The organism is Rossellomorea aquimaris (assembly GCF_000935355.1).
Classification (GTDB): Bacteria; Bacillota; Bacilli; order Bacillales; family Bacillaceae_B; genus Rossellomorea; species Rossellomorea aquimaris_B.
In genome coordinates, this window is record NZ_JXZC01000004.1 from 138,451 (window position 1) to 155,726 (window position 17,276).

The 17,276-nt window shown below is 46.4% G+C and carries 14 protein-coding genes and 1 other annotated feature; all 14 genes read left to right on the forward strand.

What is annotated here, in order from left to right; all coding sequences use genetic code 11:
- Nucleotides 1-11 precede the first annotated feature (11 nt).
- The 14 genes from hisC to ilvA all read left to right on the forward strand — a co-directional run bounded on the left by hisC (nt 12) and on the right by ilvA (nt 17,039).
- Entirely contained in the window at nt 12-1,244 is a 1,233-nt protein-coding gene (gene hisC, locus TV75_RS12595; RefSeq protein ID WP_367379313.1) for a histidinol-phosphate transaminase, read from the forward strand.
- On the forward strand, nt 1,245-1,856 hold the full coding sequence (locus tag TV75_RS12600; RefSeq protein ID WP_044339126.1) for a flavin reductase family protein: 612 nt from the start codon (nt 1,245-1,247) through the stop codon (nt 1,854-1,856).
- Between the two features lie 6 nt (nt 1,857-1,862).
- Nucleotides 1,863-2,846 (forward strand): fumarylacetoacetate hydrolase family protein, encoded by a 984-nt coding sequence (locus tag TV75_RS12605; RefSeq protein WP_044339127.1) that lies wholly within the window; start codon nt 1,863-1,865, stop codon nt 2,844-2,846.
- Complete coding sequence (locus TV75_RS12610; protein ID WP_044339128.1) at nt 2,794-3,939, forward strand: homogentisate 1,2-dioxygenase; 1,146 nt, start codon at nt 2,794-2,796, stop codon at nt 3,937-3,939. Before TV75_RS12605 ends, TV75_RS12610 begins: the two co-directional genes overlap by 53 nt.
- A gap of 724 nt (nt 3,940-4,663) precedes the next feature.
- Nucleotides 4,664-5,563, forward strand: coding sequence for a branched-chain-amino-acid transaminase (ilvE, locus tag TV75_RS12615; protein ID WP_044339238.1), 900 nt, complete (start codon nt 4,664-4,666; stop codon nt 5,561-5,563).
- Nucleotides 5,564-5,578: 15 nt separating this feature from the next.
- Nucleotides 5,579-7,246, forward strand: a complete 1,668-nt coding sequence (ilvD, locus tag TV75_RS12620) for a dihydroxy-acid dehydratase (RefSeq protein ID WP_044339129.1) — start codon at nt 5,579-5,581, stop codon at nt 7,244-7,246.
- Nucleotides 7,246-7,506 (forward strand) — a binding site (T-box leader). Its footprint overlaps the gene before it by 1 nt.
- A 362-nt stretch (nt 7,507-7,868) precedes the next feature.
- Nucleotides 7,869-9,590: an acetolactate synthase large subunit gene (ilvB, locus tag TV75_RS12625; RefSeq protein WP_044339130.1), complete on the forward strand. Its 1,722-nt coding sequence runs from the start codon at nt 7,869-7,871 to the stop codon at nt 9,588-9,590.
- A complete protein-coding gene (gene ilvN, locus TV75_RS12630) occupies nt 9,587-10,111 on the forward strand; it encodes an acetolactate synthase small subunit (RefSeq protein ID WP_044339131.1) in 525 nt (174 codons plus the stop codon). The genes ilvB and ilvN overlap by 4 nt, the downstream gene beginning before the upstream one ends.
- A 61-nt stretch (nt 10,112-10,172) precedes the next feature.
- Nucleotides 10,173-11,204, forward strand: coding sequence for a ketol-acid reductoisomerase (gene ilvC / locus TV75_RS12635; protein WP_044339132.1), 1,032 nt, complete (start codon nt 10,173-10,175; stop codon nt 11,202-11,204).
- Nucleotides 11,191-12,744, forward strand: coding sequence for a 2-isopropylmalate synthase (locus TV75_RS12640; protein ID WP_044339133.1), 1,554 nt, complete (start codon nt 11,191-11,193; stop codon nt 12,742-12,744). The genes ilvC and TV75_RS12640 overlap by 14 nt, the downstream gene beginning before the upstream one ends.
- Before the next feature lie 60 nt (nt 12,745-12,804).
- Nucleotides 12,805-13,917, forward strand: coding sequence for a 3-isopropylmalate dehydrogenase (leuB, locus tag TV75_RS12645; RefSeq protein ID WP_044339134.1), 1,113 nt, complete (start codon nt 12,805-12,807; stop codon nt 13,915-13,917).
- A gap of 106 nt (nt 13,918-14,023) precedes the next feature.
- Nucleotides 14,024-15,439, forward strand: coding sequence for a 3-isopropylmalate dehydratase large subunit (gene leuC, locus TV75_RS12650; RefSeq protein ID WP_044339135.1), 1,416 nt, complete (start codon nt 14,024-14,026; stop codon nt 15,437-15,439).
- Nucleotides 15,440-15,450: 11 nt separating this feature from the next.
- Complete coding sequence (leuD, locus tag TV75_RS12655) at nt 15,451-16,056, forward strand: 3-isopropylmalate dehydratase small subunit (protein WP_044339136.1); 606 nt, start codon at nt 15,451-15,453, stop codon at nt 16,054-16,056.
- Nucleotides 16,056-17,039, forward strand: a complete 984-nt coding sequence (ilvA, locus tag TV75_RS12660; protein ID WP_253275527.1) for a threonine ammonia-lyase — start codon at nt 16,056-16,058, stop codon at nt 17,037-17,039. The genes leuD and ilvA overlap by 1 nt, the downstream gene beginning before the upstream one ends.
- Nucleotides 17,040-17,276: the final 237 nt, after the last annotated feature.

The following is a 17,276-nucleotide window of genomic DNA, read 5'->3' on the forward strand; positions in this document are numbered from 1 at the left end:
GGGGTTAACTCATGAAGAGATTAGCTGCTTCTACTTATAATATTGTACGCACTGCGGGTACTATATTTGAACGAGAAGATAAGCTAACACGTGAGTCAACCCCCTTCATCCATGAGAAAGGCGGGGATTCATGTATGACACTAAAGTTCAAAACAAGAGAAGCGGTCACACATATCGCTCCATATGTGCTGGGGAAAACGCTCTCAGACTTACAGAAAGAGCATGGTCTGAGCTCTATCAGAAAGCTATCAGAAAATGAAAACATATATGGCTGCTCTCCAAAAGTGAAGCAGTGGTTTAAAGAAAACGGAAGCGACTTGTTTTTGTATCCGGACGGAGCTGCCGTCGACCTTAGTCATAAGGTAGCGACATTTTTAGGCGTGCCTAAGGAACAGCTCGTGTTTGGGAATGGCTCGGATGAAGTGATCCGATTATTGACGAGAGCCTATTTGAGCAGCGGGGATGAAGCCATCATGGCCGACGTTACATTTCCCAGGTATCAAACCAATGTGTCCTTAGAAGGGGGTACCCCGGTTATCGTTCCTTTAGTCAACGGTACCCATGACCTGCAAGCGATGCACGACCAGATCACTCCGAACACCAAGCTGATCTTTGTGTGTAATCCTAATAATCCAACCGGAACCATCGTCGGTAAAAACGAACTACTGCAGTTTATCGAGAGCGTGCCGTCACACATCCTGGTAGTAGTGGATGAAGCGTATATGGAATACGTCACAACCGATGATTATTTAGAAACCCTGCCGCTGCTGTCGGCATTCGAAAATCTGATTGTTCTCAGAACTTTTTCCAAGATATATGGCCTTGCGGGTTTAAGAGTCGGCTTCGGGGTCATGAACGAAGAAGTTGCCGAACAGCTCCGAAAAGTGAAAGATGTTTTCAATGTTAATACGGTTGCTCAGAAGTCAGCGATCATCGCACTTGAGGATCAGGCATTTATAAGAGAGTGCACCCATAAGAACGAGCGGGGTCGCCTCTTTTTAGAAGGGGAGTTTGACCGTCTGGGTGTATCCTATTTCCCCTCTCAATCGAACTTTATCATGGTGGATACCGGATTGAATGGTGACACGGTCTCCTATGAGCTTGTAAAAAGGGGACTGGTTGTCCGTTCAGGAACTCTTCTTGGGTACCCCACGACCGTACGGGTCACGATTGGAACAGAAGGGGATAACAAGAGGTTCATACAGGCATTGGAAGATATATTACAAAGTGAAGGGGTGAAATAAATGGATATCAAACCTCGTACCCTTCAGTGGCAGGACGCTTATAAATTAATGGTTGGTTCGATTTTACCTCGTCCGATTGCATTCGTTTCATCTCTTGATGAAGGAGGGAATGCGAATCTTGCACCATACAGCTTTTTTACGGCCATTTGTGCCGACCCGATGCTCGTTTGCTTCTCTCCCATGAGAAAGGGAAAGGATGGCAGCAAAAAGGATACCCTTACAAATATCGAGAACACGAAGGAATTCGTCATCAATATCGTGAGTGAAGAGTTCGTGGACAAAATGAATAATTGTGCCATTGAATATGAATCGGGCGTTGATGAATTCGAACAGGTCGGTCTGACGAAGAAAGAGTCCATCACGGTAAAGCCTCCAGGAGTATTTGAAAGCAAGGTTCAATTGGAATGCGTTCTTCATGAGGTTCTTCACTTCGGCGATCATCCCGGTGCAGGGAGTCTCGTGATCGGAAAGGTAGAATGTGTAAGAATCGATGACGAACTCTATTACGACGGCAAAATAGATTCAGAGAAATTAAAGCCGGTAGGTAGACTGGCTGGACAAATGTATACCAAACCATTATCCGATTCATTTGAATTGATTCGAAAAAGGTGATGACAAGTGAAGCTTGTTAGCTTTGTAAAAGAAGGAGAATTAAGAGCAGGTATCGTTCAAGGTGAACTTGCAGCGGACCTGCATGCCATTAGCCAAGGAACTCTCCCTAAGGATATATTGTCCATTATCGATCTTGGGGAAGAAGGATTGAAAAAGATAAAAGAGATCGGACCCTTTTCTGCTGGAGATAAGGGAGTGTATCATTTGCGTGATATCACGCTAAAGGCGCCGATTCCGAGGCCTGTCAGCATACGGGATTTCTATGCTTTTGAAGAGCATGTGAAAACGGCACGGAAGCGGAGGGGACTTGAAGTGGTCCCGGAATGGTATGACGTCCCTGTATTTTATTTCACCAATCATTTAGCAGTGAAGGGTCCGAACGAGCACATTGAAAAGCCTGTTGACTGTGAGTGGCTGGATTATGAACTGGAAATCGCCTGCGTCATTGGAAAAGAAGGCAGAAACATTTCAAAGGAAACAGCAGAAGATCATATTTACGGTTATTTTATCATGAACGACTGGAGTGCAAGGGACATTCAGAAACATGAAATGAAAGTCGGTCTCGGGCCAGCGAAAGGGAAGGATTTTGCCACTTCATTCGGTCCTTATTTGGTGACGGGGGATGAACTGGAGTCTAATCGGAGAGGAAACCGTTTTGATCTGTCCATGACGGCCAAAGTGAATGGGAAGCTCTTGTCCCAAGGGAATTATCTCGATATTCATTATACGTTCGCTGATATGATCGAACGTGCCTCAAAAGACGTCACCCTTTATCCGGGAGAGGTCATTGGGTCAGGAACCGTCGGAACAGGCTGCATATTAGAACTTGGTCCTGAGACACATCCCTGGTTAAAACCAGGGGATGTGGTGGAATTAGAGATTGCCGGTCTGGGAATTTTGCGTAATACAGTTGCAAGCAGAAGAGAGGGGGAAGACCATGTATTATCGACAAATGGGGAAAATACCTCACAAACGTCACACCATGTTTAAAAAGGACGATGGCACGCTCTACAGGGAGCAGGTCATGGGAACAAAGGGGTTCTCGGGAACACAGTCGATTTTGTATCATCATCATTTGCCGACGGCTGTGGCGAAAACGGACTATTTAGGGAGTTATATGCCGGAGTTTGAGGAAGAAGGTGCACTTCGTCATCGACATTTCTTTACGGACAGAGTGGAGAAAAAAGGCTGTGCCTTAAAAAGTCGTGAATATTTACTCGGTAACACTGATCTGTTGATCGGAACCGCCTATGTCACAGAAGAAATGAAGAGCTTTTATCGCAATGGGGATGGAGATGAAATGCTATATATTCATTTCGGTAAAGGAAAAGTGGAGACGATGTTTGGAACGATCTCCTATGGAAAAGGGGATTATGTGGTGATTCCGATTGGAACGATCTATCGCGTCGTTCCTGAAGAAGAGACCAAAATGCTGATTGTTGAATCCTTTAGCCAGATTACAACACCTCGCCGCTATCGTAATGAATATGGTCAGCTTTTGGAGCACAGCCCGTTTTGTGAACGGGATTTACGGGGGCCTGAAGAATTGCAAACCGTAAATGAAGAAGGCGAATTTGAGGTGATCACGAAATCAAGAGGGGCTCTTCATTCACATATGTTAAATCATCATCCGCTGGACGTAGTCGGTTGGGACGGCTATTTGTATCCATGGGTATTTAACATTGAGGATTTCGAACCGATCACAGGACGTGTCCATCAGCCGCCTCCTGTACATCAAACGTTTGAAGGGCATAACTTCGTTGTGTGTTCATTCGTGCCGAGATTATACGACTACCATCCGGAATCGATTCCTGCTCCTTATAATCACAGTAACGTAAATAGTGATGAGCTGCTGTATTACGTCGAAGGAAACTTCATGAGCAGAAAAGGAATTAAGGAAGGTTCGATCACCCTTCATCCGAGCGGGATTCCACATGGTCCACATCCAGGAACGACGGAAGCCAGTATCGGGAAAAAAGAAACCCTGGAGCTTGCCGTTATGATCGATACCTTCAAACCATTGAAAATCGTCAAGAAAGCCAGAGATGTCGAAGATCCAAATTATATGTTTACATGGGTGTAGAAAAAGAATCAGTCCAAGACCTTGTGGGTTACTTGGATTGGTTCTTTTATTTATATACAGTTTAATAAAGGTGAACGACATACTATGGGGATTATTTGTTTCTGCGAAAAAATATTCAAGATAATAGAAGGAAGTTGAAGGATTGAAGTTGGAATTTGGAGTCCGAAAAACAAATAAATAGTAAGGATTGTCGTCTGTGAGTTGAATCAGTCCTTTTTTGCTGATTGTATTTTCTGCTGAATAAAAATTCAATCTGATATTTTATAGTAGAAAAATATTCTCAATTATATAAAGTGAATGAGAATAAACCACTCCCTCACAACGTAGGATAAAACTCCCCAAACCTCCATTCTCATGGGATTTTGTCGAAATATTTCATATAGCGACCAAGTCGAAAACTGAACCCCTATTCACCCACTGAAATAAAAAAATCCAAAAAAAATTTTATTCCCAATAAACTCTATAAGGACAAAGATGTAAGCGTTTACTTATAATCAGATAAATCTAAATAGTCAAAAAATTTACGAAAATCCTGTTGACCTTCCCGGAAAACGGGAGTAATATTGTCCTCAATTAAAAAAATATGAGCCAGCAGGAGGCAACAGCCAAAACTATTCCAACCTGCTGTTCAACAGGCTCCAAACAAACTGAAGAAATAGTCCTTCAGTGCGAAAATAAAATTCGAAAAAATCAAATAAATTCTCACCGGAAAGGAATGATTAACATGAACGAACAATGGATCTACTTAGACGGGCAATACGTAAAAAAGGAAGACGCAGTTGTATCTGTGTACGACCATGGTTTTCTATATGGAGATGGAGTGTTCGAAGGGATTCGAATGTACGATGGGAATGTGTTCCGTCTAGAAGAACATGTTGATCGCCTTTATGACTCTGCAAAATCAATCATGCTGAATATCGAAGTATCGAAAGAAGAGATGAGCGACATCATCGTCGATACATTGAAAAAGAATCAACTAGAGAATGCCTACATACGTGTGGTCATTTCTAGAGGTGTTGGAAACTTAGGTTTGGATCCATTTACTTGTAGAAAACCACAAATCATTGTCATTGCAGAACAATTAGCCCTGTTCCCTAAAAGCTTATACGAAACGGGCATCGATATCGTTACAGTAGCAAGTCGCCGTAACCGCGCGGATGTTCTTTCACCAAAGGTTAAATCGTTGAACTACTTAAATAATATCCTGGTAAAAATCGAAGCCAACCTCGCTGGTGTAAGTGAAGCGTTAATGCTTAACGACCAAGGGTATGTAGCTGAGGGATCTGCGGACAATATCTTCATTGTCAAAAAAGGAAAGATCCTGACCCCTCCTGGATATGTAGGGGCCCTAGAAGGGATCACCCGTAACGCAATCATCGAGATCGCCGAGAAGCTCGGATTCGAGATGAAGGAAGAAGTTTTCACCCGTCATGATGTGTATACGGCAGATGAAGTGTTCTTAACAGGAACAGCCGCAGAAGTCATTGCCGTTGTAAAGGTTGATGGACGAGTGATCGGAGAAGGAAAACCTGGAAAGTATACAACACAATTATTGCAGGAGTTCAGAAACAATGTCACGCAGGATGGAAGAAAAGTTTACAAACAAAATGCTCAAGTTGGCTAAGTTGGAGGTGATGACGTGCGAAGTGACATGATCAAAAAAGGAATCGACCGGGCTCCTCACCGCAGTTTACTGTACGCTACGGGAGTGAAGCTTGAAGACTTGGAAAAACCATTCATCGGGGTGTGTAACTCCTACATTGATATCATTCCAGGCCATATGCATTTAAACGGATTTGCCCAGGTGGTGAAAGAAGCGATCCGGGAAGCCGGCGGCATTCCATTCGAATTCAATACAATCGGTGTTGATGATGGGATCGCCATGGGACATATCGGGATGAGGTACTCATTACCAAGCAGGGAATTGATCGCGGACTCAGCAGAAACCGTCATCAATGCTCACTGGTTCGATGGAGTGTTCTACATTCCAAACTGTGACAAGATCACACCGGGAATGCTCATGTCAGCGGTCAGAACAAATGTCCCATCCGTTTTCGTATCGGGAGGTCCGATGGAAGCAGGTGTATCGAGCGAAGGTAAGCCATTATCACTCGTATCTGTTTTCGAAGGAGTCGGCGCCCATCAGTCAGGAAGGATGACGGCTGAACAGCTTCTTGATATCGAAGCCAATGCGTGTCCGACTTGCGGATCATGCTCTGGGATGTTCACAGCGAACTCCATGAATTCCCTGATGGAAATGCTCGGGATGGCTCCTCCGGGGAATGGAACAATCGTTGCCACCTCTGAAGAGCGGCATCAGCTAATCAAGGATGCGGCCAAATATCTAGTGGAAATGGTCAAGAAGGATATTAAACCAAGAGACATCATTACGAAAGATACAATCGACGATGCATTCGCTTTGGATATGGCTATGGGAGGCTCCACCAATACCGTCCTTCACACACTGGCCATTGCGAATGAGGCGGAAATTGATTACGACATCAACCGGATCAATAAAGTCGCAGAGCGAGTACCTTATTTATCCAAGATAAGCCCAGCCTCTGATTACTCCATGCAGGACGTTCACAATGCTGGAGGGGTCAGCGCCATTATTAAAGAATTATGTGAAATGGGGGCTGTTCACAACGATCGAATCACGGTAACAGGAAAGTCTCTTTATGAAAACGTACAAGATGCTCATATTCAAAATGACGATGTCATCCGTCGCAAGGAAAACGCCCACAGTCCAGTCGGAGGATTATCCGTCCTCTTCGGAAATATCGCTCCAAATGGTGGAGTCATCAAGGTAGGTGCAGTCGACCCGTCCATTAAAACGTTTATGGGTGAAGCGATTGTATACGAATCTCAGGATGACGCACTTCGAGGCATTGAAAGTGGAGAAGTGAAAGAAGGGCATGTAGTGGTGATCCGGTACGAAGGGCCAAAGGGTGGTCCGGGAATGCCGGAGATGCTGGCACCAACGGCAGCCATTGCAGGACGGGGCCTGGAAAAGAAAGTGGCACTCATGACAGACGGCAGGTTTTCCGGAGCATCGCGAGGCATTTCAATCGGTCATGTCTCACCGGAAGCTGCTGAAGGAGGACCGATCGGTGTTGTTGAAAATGGAGATCCCATCTTCATTGATCTGACGAATCGAACGATTTCCCTCATGGTGTCAGAAACGGAACTTCAGTTCAGACAAAAGGAGTGGGTACAGCCCCCTCCGAAGATCAGAAAAGGTTACTTAGCACGATATGCCAAGCTTGTAACGTCAGCCAGTACAGGTGGAATATTGAAAACGGAATAGTTAAAGCGTTGAAGAGGTAAAAGGGTTGGAAATCGTATTTTCAGAGAGCTGGTGGTGCTGCAAACCAGTAATACATCCAATGCCGACATCCCCTCTGAGTATCGTTCTGAACCTCTAAAAGTAGGAACGATCGAGTAGATGCTACTCGTTACAAAAACAAAGGCTGGTGAAACCGATCAGCCTGCAAAGGGAGATGATATCAAATTATCTCTGAATTAGGGTGGTACCGTGGAAAGGATGAAGGCCTTTTCGCCCCTGCGAAAGATGAACTCTGTCGTAGTGGGTGGAAAGGTCTTTTTTGTTTGGGAAAGTGGATGAAAAAAGTCAGGTGATTCACCGCCTGCGCTTTTAATATATCCAGCTCCGGCGGCTAGAGGCTCGAGGTCATAAATCAAACATACCAAAAAGGCAAAGAACGCCTTTCCGGCATGTTCGCTTTATGCTTGTCGCCTCTGACCAAGCCGCCTGCGCATTTAATATATCCAGCTCCGGCGGCTAGTCCCTCGAGGTCATAAGTCAATCTCGCCAAAAAGGCAAAAAACGCCTTTTCAGCGACCTTGCCTTATGCTTGTCGGGCCTGACCAAGCCGCCTGCGCTTTTAATAAAAGGGAGGAGATAGGCAATGAGAGCGAAGGTAGAGGCAGAACCGGCTTCACAGACACTAACAGAAAACGTCAACGGTGCTGATATGCTCATGAAAGCTTTAAAGGAGGAAAAGGTTGAGATTCTGTTTGGATATCCTGGGGGAGCGGTCTTGCCGATTTACGATGCTCTTTACAAAGCCCCGATCAAGCACGTACTTGCCCGTCATGAGCAAGGGGCAATCCATGCGGCAGAAGGGTACGCCCGTGTATCAGGGAAACCGGGTGTGGTCATTGCCACATCAGGACCGGGAGCCACGAATCTCGTAACCGGGATTGCAGATGCCATGATGGATTCATTGCCCTTGGTGGTTTTTACAGGGCAGGTGGCTTCAGGGGTGATCGGAACCGATGCATTTCAGGAAGCGGACGTGGTCGGCATCACGATGCCGATTACAAAGCATAATTATCAGGTTCGTGATATCAAGGATCTTCCGAGAATCGTGAAGGAAGCTTTTCACATTGCTTCGACCGGAAGGCCCGGACCGGTACTCGTCGACATTCCGAAAGACTTGACCCTGCAGCAAGCGTATCCGGTACACGAAGTAGAAATGGACTTACCAGGGTATCAGCCTAATTTATACCCGAATCCCCTTCAAATCAAGAAATTGGTGGATGCCATTAAGGTTTCCAGGCAGCCGGTCATCTTGGCCGGGGCAGGGGTGCTTCATGGAAAGGCAACAGAGGAACTGAAGAGATTCGCAGAGCAATATGACCTTCCTGTCATTCATACCCTTTTAGGTTTAGGTGGATTTCCTGCTGATCACCCGCTGTTTCTAGGGATGGCAGGGATGCACGGATGCTATGCAAGTAATATGGCCATCCATGAATGTGACTTGCTCATCAATATCGGAGCCAGATTTGATGACCGGTTAACAGGGAATCTTGCCACCTTTGCACCACGGGCCAAAGTGGTCCATATCGACATCGATCCAGCTGAGATCGGGAAGAATGTTGAAACGCAGATTCCGATCGTTGCAGACGCGAAACAGGCACTCGCTAAACTTCTTCAGCATGAGGCGGAAAAACCTGATTTCGATGCCTGGCATCATCATCTTAAGTCATATAAAAGGGAATATCCTTTCTGGTATAACCAGGCTCACGATGTGCTCTCTCCTCAGCGATTGATTGAACAGGTGTACGAAATGACGAACGGGGAAGCGGTTGTCACAACGGACGTGGGACAGCATCAAATGTGGGCGGCACAATACTACTCCTTTAAAAAACCTAATAATTGGGTCACTTCCGGAGGGCTTGGCACGATGGGATTCGGATTCCCGGCAGCAATCGGAGCCCAGTTGGCAAACCCATCAAGTACGGTGGTCGCCTTTGTAGGAGATGGCGGATTCCAAATGACACTACAGGAGCTGGTTCTCCTGAAAGAGCTGAACCTTCCTGTGAAAGTGGTCCTTCTTAATAACGCTACCCTCGGGATGGTGAGACAATGGCAGGAAACATTCTTTGAAGAGAGATACTCTCAATCGGTGTTCTCCACACAGCCTGATTTTGTAAAACTGGCTGAATCGTATGGAATCAAAGGATATCGCGTGAAAACACAGGAAGAAGTCGATTCAGTTTTACGGGAAGCCTTAACGAGTGATGAACCCGTACTCATTGATTGCTGGGTGAATCCAAAGGAAAATGTCTACCCGATGGTGGCTCCAGGGAAGGGATTACACGAAATGTTAGGAGTGAAACCATGAGGAAACGGATTGTAACGGCCCTCGTTCATAATCGGAGCGGTGTCTTGAACCGGGTAACCGGATTGTTTACAAAGCGTCAGTTTAACATTGAAAGCATATCAGTCGGCTATACAGAAGTCGAAGGGATTTCAAGAATGACGTTTGTCGTCAATGTAGAAGACGATCGCAAAATTGAACAGCTTTTAAAACAGCTGCATAAACAAATTGATGTCCTCAAGGTTTCAGACATCACCGATCAAGGAGTCGTCGCAAGAGAATTGGCACTCATCAAAGTGTTAAGTACAGGGCAGACGAGATCCGAAATCAATGGAATCGTAGAACCCTTCAGGGCCGCCATCATTGATGTGGCAAGAGACAGCGTAACCGTCCAGGTCACAGGGGAAACATCCAAGATAGAGGCCATCATCGATTTGTTAAGACCTTATGGGATCAAAGAAATCGCCCGAACCGGCATCACGGCATTTGCCAGGGGAAATGGTAAATCAGTCACAGATTTGAAACAGTATTCAATTGTGAACTAGAAGCTGCTGGATTCACGTTTTGAAAAAACTTATTATTCAAAAAATGGAGAGGATGAGGGAAATGGTAAAGGTATATTATAACGGAGATGTGAATGAAGAGGTTTTAAAAGGGAAGAAAGTAGCGGTTGTCGGATATGGTTCACAAGGTCACGCACATGCTCAGAACCTGAAGGAAAGCGGCTTTGATGTTGTAGTGGGATTGAGAAAAGGAAAGTCGTGGGACCAGGCAGTAAAGGATGGCTTTGATGTCTACTCCGTCCGCGAAGCGAGTGAACAGGCAGATGTCATCATGGTTCTCCTGCCGGATGAGCATCAGCCGAAAGTGTATGAAGCAGAAATCAAGCCGGCACTTTCAGCAGGCAAAGCACTGGCATTTGCACACGGATTCAATATCCATTTCCATCAAGTCGTCCCTCCGGAAGATGTAGATGTATTCCTGGTAGCTCCGAAAGGACCGGGACATTTGGTAAGAAGGACATTTGAAGAAGGAGCCGGGGTACCTGCACTCTTTGGGGTTTACCAAGACGCTTCAGGTCAAGCTGCAGAACTCGCCCTTGCGTATGCGAAAGGTGTAGGTGCCGGACGTGCCGGAATCCTTGAAACATCCTTCCAGGAAGAAACGGAAACCGATCTATTCGGGGAACAGGCGGTCCTGTGTGGTGGGGTGACATCCCTTGTAAAGGCAGGATTCGAAACGCTGGTCGAGGCCGGCTATCAAAAAGAGGTCGCCTATTTCGAGTGTTTACACGAATTGAAGCTGATTGTTGACCTGATGTATGAGCAAGGACTGGAAGGAATGCGTTACTCGATCTCAGACACAGCTCAATGGGGGGACTTCGTTTCAGGCCCCCGAGTGGTGAACGAAGAAACGAAAGCACGCATGAAGGAAGTATTGACGGATATCCAAACAGGGAAATTTGCGAAGGGATGGATCTTGGAGAATCAGGCGAACCGTCCGGAGTTTAACGCAATCAACCAGCGTGAAAGTCAGCACCCGATTGAAGTGGTTGGAAAAGAGCTTCGTAAAATGATGCCATTTGTACAGAAACCTTCTACTAAAGAAAAGGAAGTGGTTGCGAGTGCGAACCATTGAGATTTTTGACACAACCTTACGGGACGGTGAACAGTCAGCGGGCGTAAATCTTAATACGATTGAAAAGATCGAGGTAGCGAAGCAGTTGGAGAGACTCGGAGTGGACGTCATTGAAGCCGGTTTTCCTGCAGCTTCAAAAGGAGACTTCGATGCCGTGCAGAGAATCGGTTCCACGATCAAAAACAGCTCTGTTACAGGGCTGGCGCGAGCTCAACAGCGGGATATCGATGCGGTATGGGAATCCCTTAAAGGAACCGCAGAACCAAGGCTGCATGTCTTTCTTGCAACCTCTCCCATTCACATGACACATAAGCTGAAGATGACACCGGATCAGGTTATCGATACAGCCGTCCAGGCCGTTCAATACGCGAAGAAATTTTTCCCGGTTGTTCAGTGGTCAGCAGAAGATGCGTGCCGGACAGACTTGAATTTCCTGGTAAAGATCATGGAGAGAGTCATTGCAGCAGGGGCTTCCGTCATTAACCTTCCTGATACGGTAGGATATATCACCCCTCATAAATACGGAGAACTCTTTCGGTACGTAAGGGAAAATGTTCCGAATATCGATGGGGTAAAGTTGTCGGCTCATTGTCACGATGATCTGGGAATGGCCACAGCCAATTCACTGGCTGCCATTGAAAACGGAGCCGATCAAATTGAAGGAACGATCAATGGGATCGGGGAAAGAGCCGGGAATGCCGCTCTGGAAGAGATCGCAGTCGCTCTGAGGATCAGGGAAGATTTTTACGGTGCGACAACCCGCCTGAAGCTGGATGAAATCAAGAAAACAAGCTCTCTTGTCAGTAAGCTGACGGGGATGAGAGTACCGGCTAACAAAGCGGTCGTAGGTGATAATGCTTTCGCTCATGAATCAGGCATTCATCAGGACGGAATGCTGAAGGAAAAAACAACGTACGAAATCATCACCCCTGAACTGATTGGAGTGAATGCAACCCGCCTGGTTCTGGGAAAACACTCCGGACGTCACGCCTTTAAGAATAAGGTGATTGAATTAGGCTTTGAGCTTTCGGATGAGAAGCTTAATGAAGCATTTCATGCATTCAAGGATCTGGCTGATAAGAAGAAGGAAATCGTCGATGAAGATCTCTTCAGTATCCTGACGAATAAGCAAACGGAAATGACCGAAGCTGTCGGGTTTACATTAGAAAGAATGCAGGTCCAGTATGGTATGGACAATATCCCGACGGCTACGATCGAATTGAAGTTTGAGGACGGCAGCGTAACCCAGCTCGCTTCAACGGGCTCAGGAAGTGTAGAAGCCATCTACAATACAATCGAAAAGATCCTGCCGAGTCCATCCAGATTATTAGATTACAAGATCAACTCAGTCGGAGGGGGCCGGGATGCCCTTGCAGAAGTATATGTCCGACTTGAATATAACGGAGAAAACACTAGTGGACGAGGAACCGCCCAGGATGTATTAGAAGCATCGGCACGGGCTTATTTAAACGCCGTGAATCGCTCAGCTCAACGGAAATCACACTCCAGGGAGCCCGAAGCGGTGGAAGCGAGCTTATAAACGATGGGAGCCTTGTCATTCAAGGCTCCTCATACAAATCAAAAACAGGAGGTAATTCTAATGAAGAAAAAAATCGCTGTACTACCAGGAGACGGTATCGGTCAAGAGATTATGGACGGGGCATTAGAAGTACTGAAGGCTGTGGGTGATTGGTTCGGCCATGAATTCGAAGTGGAAAAAGGATACATCGGTGGATCTGCCGTTGATCGCTTCGGTACACCATTACCTCCTGAAACGATCAAGCTTTGTAAAAATAGTGATGCCGTTCTATTAGGGGCCGTAGGAGGACCAAAATGGGAGCATCTTCCGAAGGAGCTTCGTCCTGAAAAAGGTCTCCTGGCCATCCGCAAAGAGTTTGACTTATTCGCGAACCTGCGCCCGGTTAAAGCATTTGAAAGTTTACTTGGTGCTTCCCCGTTAAAGCGTGACATCGTTGAAGAAGTAGACTTAGTGATTGTCCGGGAACTGACAGGGGGATTGTACTTCGGTCAGCCATCCGGTCGTCAAGGAAAAAGGGATGAAGTAGCCGTCGATACACTGGTCTATGAAAAAAGTGAAATCGAACGGATCGTTCATAAAGCCTTCAAGCTGGCTCAAAAACGCAAGAAAAAATTAACGTCCGTTGACAAGGCAAATGTTTTGGAAACAAGTCGAATGTGGCGCGAAGTCGTGAATGAGGTAGCTCCTGAATACCCGGATGTGGAAGTGGAGCACATGCTGGTCGATGTCGCTGCCATGAAGCTGATGTATCAGCCGAAGCAATTCGATGTACTGGTGACGGAGAATATGTTCGGGGATATCCTTAGTGACGAAGCCTCCATGATCACAGGGTCACTGGGAATGCTGCCTTCCGCTAGTTTAAGAGGAGACTCCTTCGGTCTTTACGAACCGGTACACGGGTCTGCACCTGATATTGCCGGAAAAGGAAAAGCCAATCCACTGGCTATGATTCTATCGGTTGCCATGATGCTTAGGCACTCCTTCGGCTTAAAAGAAGAGGCTGAAATGATTGAAATGGCCGTTCAGGAAGTATTGAATGCAGGCTACCGAACAGGAGATCTTTGGACGATGGGCCGCGGAACCGTTGTCGGGACCGGTGCCATGAGTCAGCTGGTTGTGGAGCGCTTGGAAGCGGATCATGCCCTGTCTTCGATCCTGGCGGCTTACTTGTAAGATGGAATTTACTGGGGTTTGTGGAATCAAGCGCTACTCACTCAGCAACCATTCTACCAGACCAGTCTTAACTGAATAAAAATTTTACCAAACCAGGAGGGAGTTCATGGCAGGGAAAAATATCATCGAAAAGATATGGGAAAAACACATTGTACACAGAGAAAAAGGAAAGCCGGATTTATTGTATATTGATCTGCACCTTGTACATGAAGTAACGTCTCCCCAAGCATTTGAAGGTCTTCGCTTAAAGAATCGCAAGGTGAGAAGACCCGATTTAACCTACGCCACGATGGATCATAACGTACCGACGAGAGAGCGTCACATCATTAGAGATGAAATTGCTCGGCTGCAAATGGATACGTTGAAGAAAAATTGTGATGAGTTCGGCGTCACTCTAGCCGATATTCACCATCCTGATCAAGGGATTGTCCACGTCATCGGACCTGAGCTCGGTTTGACACAGCCAGGAAAAACAATTGTATGTGGAGACAGCCATACTTCCACCCACGGAGCGTTCGGAGCACTGGCCTTTGGGATTGGGACGAGTGAAGTGGAACATGTACTGGCAACCCAGACACTATGGCAATCGAAGCCAAAAACACTTCAAGTAGAGGTGTCCGGAGAGCTGGGGTTTGGTGTCACGGCCAAAGATGTGATTCTGAATATCATTTCAACATACGGGGTGGGATTTGGAACCGGATATGTCATCGAATTCACTGGAGACGTGATCCGCAACCTAACCATGGAAGAAAGAATGACCGTCTGTAATATGAGCATTGAAGCAGGTGCCAAGGCAGGATTGATCAGTCCCGACGAAACGACCTTTAAATATTTAGAGGGAAGAGAATATCTTCCTAAGGATAAATCGTTCGAACAATGTAAAGAAGAATGGCGATCGCTTACGAGCGACAGTGACGCAGCCTATGATCACAAGATTGAGGTGAAGGGTGAAGAAATCGAACCTCATGTGACATGGGGAACGAATCCTGGAATGGGCGCAGGCATTTCAAGGTCCGTCCCTCACCCAGAGGAGTTCCGGGATCCTTCTGATAGAGAAGGAGTAGAACGGGCGCTTCATTACATGGGGCTCGAGGCGGGAATGAGGATCGAGGACATTGAGGTTGATTATGTGTTCATTGGTTCGTGTACGAATTCACGCTTGAGTGACTTGAGAGCGGCGGCTGAAGTTGTGAAAGGTCACAGTGTAAAACAGGGCGTCACCGCATTGGTTGTTCCTGGATCGTTCAAGGTGAAGAAAGAGGCTGAAGAACAAGGTTTGGATACCATTTTCAAAGAAGCTGGATTCCAGTGGAGGGAAGCTGGATGCAGCATGTGCCTGGCGATGAATGATGATATCGTTCCACCTGGCAAGCGCTGTGCATCGACTTCCAACCGGAACTTTGAAGGCCGGCAGGGAAATGGCTCTCGAACGCATCTACTCAGCCCATCCATGGCCGCTGCGGCTGCCGTTACCGGAAAGCTGACAGATGTACGAAAGCTTGAAAAAATGCCGATTTCCTAGGAGGTGAGAAAGTGGCAATCAATCATGTGGAAGGAAAAGTGTTTCCTCTAAGAAGAGACAATGTGGACACGGATCAAATCATACCCAAACAGTTTTTAAAAAGGATCGAGCGTAAAGGGTTTGGTCAGTACTTGTTCTATCATTGGCGGTTTGAAGACGACGGTAAAGCCCTAAGAGACGACTTCTTATTAGATACACCCAAGTATCAAAACGCCGAGGTTCTCCTTGGCGGAAAGAATTTTGGGTGCGGATCTTCGAGGGAGCACGCTCCGTGGGCCCTTCAAGACTATGGGTTCAAAGTAATCATCGCCAAAAGCTTTGCAGATATTTTTTATAACAACTGTTTGAAGAATGGGATCCTGCCCATTCAACTGGATGAACAAACAGTCGATGCCCTTTTTAGAAATGAGAGTCATGTAGATTTATATAAAATTGAAGTGTCCCTTGAGCATCAGACCATTTGTGACTCGGAAGGTCAACGCGTCTCCTTTGACATCGATCCTTACTGGAAGACGATGCTTCTAAAGGGACTGGATGAGATCGATTTAACTCTGCATTACGGAAAAGATATTGAAGAATACGAAAAAAATTATGAGGTGAGTGGCTTGGGAATTTAATGGATAACACTGAAGTTGTAGAAGCAATGGAAAGAATCAGTCATCAGGTGCATCGAACACCGTTAAAGCAATCATCGACGCTGAATACGTTCACTGGTGGAGAGATCTATTTAAAAATGGAGAATCTGCAGCGAACAGGTTCCTTCAAAGTAAGAGGCGCAATGAATAAAATCATGTCATTGTCTGAAGAAGAATCGGGTAGAGGCATCATTGCCGCATCTGCAGGAAATCATGCCCAGGGTGTGGCGCTGGCTTCATCCCTGCGCGGAGTTCCGTCGAAAATCTTCATGCCGAAACGGACACCTTCCACAAAGATAGCGGCAACGAAACATTACGGAGCTGAAATCGTCCTGACCGGAGATACCTATCAGGAAGCCTACGGGGCAGCACTGGAAGAGAAAATCAGAAACGGCTCAACGTATGTTCATGCATTTGATGATCATAAAGTGATGGCTGGGCAAGGGACAGTCGCACTGGAAATGCTTCAGCAACTCAGTGATTTAGACATGATCCTCGTACCTGTTGGCGGAGGCGGTCTGTTGGCCGGAATGGCACTGGCCGTAAAAGCCTTTAACCCACGAGTGAAAATCGTCGGCGTACAGGCACTGGGAGCACCGGCTACGTATAACTTTTTCACAGGCAGAAACAAAGGATCCCTGGAACATGTGCACACCATTGCCGATGGCATCCTGGTGAAGAAGCCCGGAGAGCTCACGTTTCCGATCATCCGGAAATATGTAGACGACATGGTCACCGTTACGGATGAAGAAATCTCCTATAGCATCATGTTCATGCTTCAACGGGAAAAAACGCTGGTTGAAGGAGCAGGAGCAGCTTCCTTGGCGGCAGCCATGTGCCAAAAGGTCAAGGTGCATGGAAAGAAAGTCGGCTGTGTCATCAGTGGCGGGAATGCCGATCCCAGCAAGATACCTGTGTATCGGGATCTATCGAAAATGGCCAGACAGCTGCATCATATTGTGTAAAGATGGGACGGCTCTTAACTGCGTGTTAGTTAGGGGCGGTCCTCTGTTATTAATAGGTGTTTTTACTTTGTTCATAATTTGGCGCAACAAAGTCTAAAAGTGGCACAACAACCGAGGATAGGACTCTAAGATGTACAAAATCAGCTCAAATTTTGCCTGAAGTTCCCTTCGAAACACTGTTCACGTCACAAAAGAGTGAAAATTGAGCAAAACAAGCTAATATTCTACCAGAATTGA